General features: G+C 49.7%; 1 protein-coding gene. It reads left to right on the top strand.

The features are described 5' to 3' along the window. A partial coding sequence (locus tag NE664_13245) for a type IV secretory system conjugative DNA transfer family protein (protein ID MCQ4727597.1) occupies positions 1-513 on the top strand: 513 nt, incomplete at both ends.

Here is a 513-nt window from a genome sequence, read left to right as displayed (position 1 = left end):
GGGAGGATGACGAGGAGTTCAAAAATCCCGTAGACCTGATGTTTGATGCACTGGAAGCCGAGAAGCCAAACCACTTTGCGGTGCGTCAGTATAAGAAATATAAGCTGGCCGCCGGAAAAACAGCCAAGTCGATTCTTATTTCCTGTGGTGCGCGCCTTGCCGTATTTGACATTGCAGAGTTGCGCGAGGTCACAGCTTATGACGAGCTGGAGCTGGATACTCTGGGAGACCGGAAAACTGCCCTGTTCCTCATTATGAGTGATACGGATGACAGTTTTAACTTTCTCATTTCCATGTGCTACACCCAGTTATTCAACCTGCTTTGTGAAAAGGCCGATGATGTGTATGGCGGCAGGCTTCCGGTTCATGTGCGCTGTTTGATTGATGAGTGTGCTAACATCGGGCAGATTCCGAAGCTGGAAAAGCTGGTGGCCACCATCCGAAGCCGTGAAATCTCTGCCTGTCTGGTGTTGCAGGCACAGAGCCAGCTCAAGGCAATTTACAAAGATAATG

This window comes from Anaerotignum faecicola (assembly GCA_024460105.1).
Lineage (GTDB): Bacteria > Bacillota > Clostridia > Lachnospirales > Anaerotignaceae > JANFXS01.
The sequence above is the reverse complement of the archived record's forward strand: the minus strand, read 5'-3'. Positions and strand labels throughout refer to the sequence as shown.